The organism is Streptococcus lactarius, assembly GCF_016642265.1.
Classification (GTDB): Bacteria; Bacillota; Bacilli; order Lactobacillales; family Streptococcaceae; genus Streptococcus; species Streptococcus lactarius.
In genome coordinates, this window is the sequence record NZ_MRXX01000003.1 from 236531 (window position 1) to 243379 (window position 6849).

The 6849-nt window shown below is 42.6% G+C and carries 7 protein-coding genes; 4 read left to right on the top strand and 3 right to left on the bottom strand.

What is annotated here, in order from left to right; all coding sequences use genetic code 11:
• Positions 1 to 24 precede the first annotated feature (24 nt).
• Positions 25 to 1203, top strand: coding sequence for an MFS transporter (locus BTU61_RS03270; RefSeq protein WP_200772314.1), 1179 nt, complete (start codon positions 25 to 27; stop codon positions 1201 to 1203).
• Positions 1204 to 1236: 33 nt separating this feature from the next.
• Here the strand turns inward: BTU61_RS03270 and BTU61_RS03275 are convergent, their stop codons facing one another.
• The 3 genes from BTU61_RS03275 to murT are packed head-to-tail and all read right to left on the bottom strand — an operon-like array spanning position 1237 to position 3660.
• On the bottom strand, positions 1237 to 1512 hold the full coding sequence (locus tag BTU61_RS03275) for a lipopolysaccharide assembly protein LapA domain-containing protein (RefSeq protein ID WP_200772315.1): 276 nt from the start codon (positions 1510 to 1512) through the stop codon (positions 1237 to 1239).
• A gap of 25 nt (positions 1513 to 1537) precedes the next feature.
• A complete protein-coding gene (gene gatD / locus BTU61_RS03280) occupies positions 1538 to 2317 on the bottom strand; it encodes a lipid II isoglutaminyl synthase subunit GatD (protein WP_200772316.1) in 780 nt (259 codons plus the stop codon).
• Positions 2317 to 3660 (bottom strand): lipid II isoglutaminyl synthase subunit MurT, encoded by a 1344-nt coding sequence (murT, locus tag BTU61_RS03285; protein WP_200772317.1) that lies wholly within the window; start codon positions 3658 to 3660, stop codon positions 2317 to 2319. Before murT ends, gatD begins: the two co-directional genes overlap by 1 nt.
• A gap of 103 nt (positions 3661 to 3763) precedes the next feature.
• Here murT and cdaA point away from each other — a divergent pair, with 103 nt between their 5' ends.
• Genes cdaA through glmM form a run of 3 tightly spaced genes read left to right on the top strand, consistent with a single transcriptional unit; the run spans position 3764 to position 6728 of the window.
• Positions 3764 to 4612: a diadenylate cyclase CdaA gene (gene cdaA, locus BTU61_RS03290; protein WP_200772318.1), complete on the top strand. Its 849-nt coding sequence runs from the start codon at positions 3764 to 3766 to the stop codon at positions 4610 to 4612.
• Positions 4609 to 5358 carry a CdaR family protein gene (locus BTU61_RS03295; RefSeq protein ID WP_200772319.1) on the top strand — a complete coding sequence of 250 codons (750 nt, stop codon included), beginning with the start codon at positions 4609 to 4611 and terminating at the stop codon, positions 5356 to 5358. The genes cdaA and BTU61_RS03295 overlap by 4 nt, the downstream gene beginning before the upstream one ends.
• Before the next feature lie 20 nt (positions 5359 to 5378).
• Positions 5379 to 6728, top strand: coding sequence for a phosphoglucosamine mutase (gene glmM, locus BTU61_RS03300; protein ID WP_200772320.1), 1350 nt, complete (start codon positions 5379 to 5381; stop codon positions 6726 to 6728).
• The last annotated feature ends 121 nt before the right edge of the window (positions 6729 to 6849 follow it).

Consider the following 6849-nt stretch of genomic DNA (forward strand, 5'->3'; position numbering starts at 1 on the left):
TCAGAAAATGAAGGAGGTTTTTTTATGAATCGACATGCAGTCCAATTAATTGCTCGTGGCGCGATCGATAAAATAGGGAATATGCTCTATGATTATGGGAATAGTGTTTGGCTGGCCTCGATGGGGACGGTGGGAAAGACAGTATTAGGGATTTATCAAATTTCGGAGTTGGTGACAGCTATACTAGCTAATCCCTTTGGAGGCGTGATTTCAGACCGTTTTTCCCGTCGCAAGATTTTGATGACAACAGACTTGGTTTGTGGGATTCTCTGTCTGGTCATTTCTTTTATCAGAAATGATAGCTGGATGATTGGCGCTTTGATCTTTGCTAATATTGTCCAGGCCATTGCCTTTGCTTTTTCTCGGCCTGCTAATAAAGCTATTATCACAGAGGTGGTAGCAAAGGACGAGATAGTGACCTATAATGCACACTTGGAGTTGGTCTTGCAGGTTGTCGGTGTTAGTTCACCTGTGCTCTCTTTCCTTGTTTTACAATTTGCCAGTCTTCATATGACGCTCTTACTAGACGCTTTGACTTTTTTCATTGCTTTTGCTCTAGTGGCTTTACTTCCAAAAGAAGAACCAAAGGTTCAAGAGCATAAGAGTTTTACAGGGAAAGATATTTTTGCGGATATCAAAGATGGCTTGCACTATATCAGGCATCAAAAAGAAATTTTCTTTCTCTTGTTAGTGGCTTCTAGTGTTAATTTCTTTTTTGCAGCCTTTGAGTTCTTGCTCCCTTTTTCAAATAAACTTTATGGTGTAGACGGAGCCTATGCAACTATCTTAACCATGGGTGCGATTGGCTCAATCATCGGAGCACTGATAGCCAATAAATTTAAATCCAGCATGAAGATGCTTTTATTCTTAATGATTTTAACAGGAGTAGGAGTTTTCGTGATGGGCTTGCCACTGCCCAATTTTCTAACTTTTTCAGGAAACCTAGTTTGTGAACTTTTCATGACAATTTTTAATATTCACTTCTTCACGCAGGTACAGACCAAGGTTGACGGAGAATATCTGGGGAGAGTCTTAAGTGCTATTTTTACCCTAGCCATTCTCTTTATGCCTGTGGCTAAAGGCTTGATGACTTGGTTACCAAGTGTCCGAGTAGAATCCTTTCTCCTAATTGGAGCTGGAGTTATTCTCTTTTCACTCCTAGCACAAGTAATCGCCAAGCAGCTACAAGCAAAAAATCATTAGAACAACATGAAAAAAGCACCAATCGGTGCTTTTTTAGTCTTTTACTTTTTCTTCTTTTGCCATTTTTTGTCCTAACTGCTTTTTGGCAGACTTGAGTTCATTTTTTAATGAAAAGTCTTTTGGGAGGCTGACCAAGAAGGTGACCAAGGAACCCAACAGGACACAGATTAAGATCAAAATAATTAATGGTAGTTTGAATTTGACCAGTAGAAAATTTACAGTTACGGTCTGCATATTGGCCAGTGAGATGATCGCAATCAATAAAATGGATATTAATAGTGCGACATATTGAACTTTCTTTTTCGTCATTTGTATCTCCTCATAAATGGTGGCTTTATTCAGCCTTGCTCTTCACATCAGCGTATTCTTCCGGCTGTTCTAGACTTAGAATCTCCTCATAAGCCGGTAGGGAAAGGTCCTTGCCATATTTATTTTTTAAGGCAGTGCTCACCAAGCGATAGGCCAAATTGGCATTCCGAGAAAGAATGGGACCGTGGAAGTAGCTGCCAAAGACGTTCTTGTAGTAAACCCCTTCGCCCCCATCTTCTTTGTTGTTCCCATTTCCATAGACAACCTTACCTAGCGGTTTTTCATCCTCTGCCAAGATGGTCCGACCTTGGTGGTTTTCAAAACCATAGTAGGTCTCGTCGAACTCTTCATTATGGATCTTGATGTCGCCAATATAGCGATTGTTTACTTGGTTGAGAGTGTAATGCCCCATAATACCGAGCCCTTCAATGCGTTTGCCAGAAGCTTCAATGTAGTACTGGCCTAGAAGTTGAAAACCTCCGCAGATAGCTAGCATCACCTTATCTTCTTGGATAAAGCGGTCGAGGTCTTCTTTTTTATCGGGTAGGTCCTCTGAAACAATGGTTTGTTCAAAATCTTGGCCTCCACCGAAAAAGGCAATATCGTAGGTATCTGGATCAAATCGGTCTTTGAGGGAGACGATATCGACTGTCACATGAGCCCCTAGTTTTTCCGCTACATACTTGAGCATGAGGATATTTCCATTGTCTCCATAGGTATTCATCAAGTTGCCATAGAGATGGGCAATGCGTAGACTATAAGGGTATTGAACCTGATGAGAAGATTCGAGGGAAGTATAAGTCATTAGTGCATCTCCTTTTCAATCAGGTGTTCTTGAGCTAAAAGCTCGCGGAATTCTAACATAGCTGTATAAGTCGCTAAAATATAAGCATGCGACGTTTTTTGCTGCTTGATTCGTTCATAGACATCCGTTAAGGCAGCGACCTCTGTGATCTTTTCGGCAGGATAGCCAGTGACCCGAAGGCGGCGAGCAATTTCAGAGTGACGTACTCCACCAGCATTGATCTCAGGAATATCCATCTGAGTAATTTGCTCAAAATCTGCATCCCAAATCCAACTAGTGTCGATCCCATCCGCATAGTTTGCATTTAAAAGGACTGATAAACTAAATGGATAGGGAGCGAGTTTGATCATTTCAATGGCTTGGGTCGCTCCGACTGGATTTTTGATCAGGACCAAGGTACATTCTTTATCACCGATTTTAAAGGTTTCCTGACGGCCAAAGACGGCCCGACTACGGTCAAATCCTCGTTTAATCACATCCGGTTGAACTCCAAAGAATCCTGCAACGGAAACAGCTGCCAAGGCATTGTAAATGTTGTAAAGGCCACCAATATTGATGTGGTAGTCTTGACCTTGGATCCGGAAATGCGATGAATTCTGAGTTAGAGAGAGCAGATCCGATAGTGCATAAGTGAGAGACGGTCGGTGGAAGCCACAGTGTTCACAAATATAATCTCCAAGATTGGCATAAGTATTGAGCTTGTACTTGAGGATATTGTGGCAATGCGGACAGAGGATGCCTTCCGTATTGTAATGAGCCAGTTGTGGTTCAGATTTTTCAGTATCAAAGCCATAATATTGGATAGGGTTTGAAAGAGTCTGACTATTGAACAGTGGACTGTCTCCATTTAACAAGACGGTTGCAGTTGGAACCTTTTGAATGGCATCTAGGATCATCTGATAGGTCGTATAGATCTCGCCATAGCGATCCATCTGGTCTCGAAAAATATTGGTAACCACAAAAAGGCTTGGCTGAATGTAATCACAAATCCGAGAGAGGCTGGCCTCGTCGATTTCCAGTACCGCAATCGGGCGATTTGATTTCGAATGCTTGGCCCTTATAAAGGTCGTCGTGATCCCAGAAATCATATTGGCTCCACTTGGATTAGTCAAAATGGGTCCAAAGGCCTCTTGGAGAATTCCAACAGTTAGGGCTGTGGTCAAGGTTTTTCCATTTGTCCCAGTGATGACAACGATCTCGTAGTTTTTAGCCAATTGGCTAAGAATATCTTTATCAAATTTGAGGGCTAATTTTCCAGGGAGGGTTGATCCGCGCCCCATTTTTTCAAGAATAGAGCCGGATAGCTTGCCTGCCAAGACGCCCAAGGTTGTTTTTATCTTCATAAATCATATTTTATCATAAAAAGCATCAGAAGGTTACAGAAAACTTTTATGAAACGTGATATAATAGATTGATGTCTTTAAGAGAAGTGGTAGGTGTGAGCTTATGAACATTCAACAGATTACAAATCCACAATTTTGGACGAGTTTGTTTCCAAATTGGTGGAGTATCGTTATCAACGTCATTGATATTGCCCTAGTAGCTTGGTTATTATATTTTTTGATCAAGGCGATTGCCGGTACCAAAATCATGATTTTGGTGCGGGGTGTCATTATCTTTTTCTTGGTTCAATTTTTAGCCAACTTTTTAGGTTTAACGACGATTTCTTGGTTGATCAATCAGGTCATTACGTATGGGGTCATCGCTCTGGTTGTGATTTTTTCACCAGAAATTCGGGTTGGCTTGGAGCGACTAGGGCGTGCCACAGAATTCTTTATGACCAGTGAAGTCAGTCAGGAAGAGAAGATGGTCCAAGCCTATGTTAAGGCAGTGGCTTATATGAGCCCTCGTAAGATAGGAGCTTTGGTGGCCATTCAAGGAGCTAGAACCCTTCAAGAATATATTTCGACCGGGATTCCTTTGGATGCTGAGATCTCTGGTGAATTATTAATCAACATCTTTATTCCAAATACACCTTTGCATGATGGTGCTGTTATTGTTCGAAATGATAAGATCGCAGTTTCTTGTGCCTATCTACCTTTGACAGAAAGTAGCATGATTTCAAAAGAATTTGGAACCCGTCACCGGGCAGCCATTGGTCTTTCAGAGGTGTCAGATGCTTTTACTTTTGTAGTATCTGAAGAAACGGGTGGGATCTCTGTGACCAATAATGGCAGATTTTTGCACGATCTGACGCTAGATGAGTTCGAAAAAGAATTAAGGAGTTTTCTTGTCCCTGACGAAAAGAAAGATCGTAGCTTAAAAGAACGAATTTTGGGGAGGTTGGTAAAATGAGATCCAAAAAAGAATTTCTGTATGTTTTTGCCTCGGTCTTATTGTCCGTCATCTTGTTTATCAATGCCTCTTCCTTTAATTTTCAAAACAATAGTAGTGCAAGGCAGGTTAGCTCGGAAACCTATACCAATACCTTAACCAACATCCCGATTGATGCCAAGTACAATGATCAAACCTATTTCGTTAGTGGCTTGACCTCAGAAGTGACCGTTTTTCTGAAAGGGTCCAATCGTGTTGCCCTTGCTAGTGAAATGCAGCCAAGCACTCGGAAGTTTCGAGTGGTCGCCGATCTTCGGAAGGAAAAAGAAGGAACGATTGAAGTCCCCTTGGTCGTAAAAGACCTACCGGCCGGATTGACAGCTACCGTTGAGCCACAGAAGGTTTCGGTGAAAATTGGTAAAAAAGCGAAAAAATCATTTTCTGTTAGGGCTACGATCCCTCACAATCAGATCGTTGAAGGGGTGACGGTAACGGATATTTCTCTAGAAACTTCTAAAGTAGAAGTAACAAGTGACCAAGAAACCTTGAGTCGGATCGATCATGTCGAAGCGGTCTTCCCTTCCAGTGAAATAATCAGTGGAAACTATAGTGGAACTGTTTCTTTAAATGCGGTAGATGCCCAAGGAAATGTCCTACCAGGTGTGGTAAAACCTGGTGAGATGCACATCCAGGTGACAACCAAGACGAACTCGTCTTCGTCCAGCTCAAGTAGCTCTTCGTCGACTTCCTCCAGTTCAAGCAATTAGAAAGTAAAAGGTAATACATAATGGGTAAATATTTTGGAACGGACGGTGTCCGTGGAGAAGCAAATGTAGAATTAACGCCAGAATTGGCCTTTAAGTTGGGCCGTTTCGGTGGCTATGTCTTAAGCCAACATGAAGAAGAAACGCCCCTAGTGTTTGTTGGACGCGATACGCGTATTTCTGGTGAAATGCTGGAGCATGCCTTGATCGCTGGTTTGTTATCCGTTGGAATTCGTGTCTACAAATTGGGAGTGATTGCTACTCCAGGTGTTGCTTACCTGGTCCGTACTGAAAAAGCAAGCGCAGGAGTGATGATCTCTGCTAGCCACAATCCAGCTTTGGACAACGGCATCAAATTCTTTGGTGGTGATGGTTTCAAGTTGGATGACGATCGGGAACTTGAAATTGAAGCTCTATTGGATGCGCCTGAAGATACCCTTCCACGTCCAAGTGCTCAAGGTTTAGGAACGGTCATGGAATATCCAGAAGGCTTGCGCAAATACCAAGAATTCCTCGTATCTACAGGGGTTCAATTGGACGGCTTGCATGTTGTTTTGGATACTGCAAATGGTGCCGCTTCAACAAGTGCTCGTCAGGTCTTTGCAGACTTGGGAGCACAATTGACGGTTATTGGTGAAACGCCAGATGGTTTGAATATCAATGATGGTGTTGGCTCTACGCACCCTGAGCACTTACAAGAAAAAGTGAAAGAAGTTGGTGCAACCATTGGTCTAGCCTTTGATGGCGATAGTGACCGCTTGATCGCTGTCGATGAAAATGGAGAGATCGTAGACGGTGATAAGATCATGTACATCATCGGATCCTACCTATCAAGTCAAGGCTTACTCGAAAAAAATACAATCGTCACAACTGTCATGTCCAATCTCGGATTCCACAAGGCCTTGGATGCAAAAGGAATTCACAAAGCAATCACGGCTGTTGGAGACCGCTATGTGGTCGAAGAAATGCGCAAGTCAGGATACAACCTTGGTGGTGAGCAATCTGGTCACGTAGTCATCATGGATTACAACACAACTGGTGATGGCCAATTAACAGGGGTTCAATTGACAAAAATCATGCAAGAAACCGGCAAGAAATTGTCTGAATTGGCTGCAGAAGTGACCATTTATCCTCAAAAACTGGTCAATATACGGGTTGAAAATAGTATGAAAGACAAGGCGATGGAAGTGCCTGCTATTCGTGAGATCATTGAAAAAATGGAAGCGGAAATGGCCGGAAATGGCCGGATCCTGGTTCGCCCTAGTGGAACAGAACCTCTTCTTCGTGTCATGGCAGAAGCACCTACACATGAAGAAGTAGACTACTATGTAGATACCATTGCAGCAGTTGTCCAAGCAGAAATCGGGCTTTAATATCCTCTGAAGCTAGATAGGAGAAACGCCTGTTAAGGAGCCAGATTGGCATACCCTAGCCTCATTTTAAAGTAAATCGAAGAGAGTGGGACAGAAATCGGTCATTCGTTAGAATTCGATT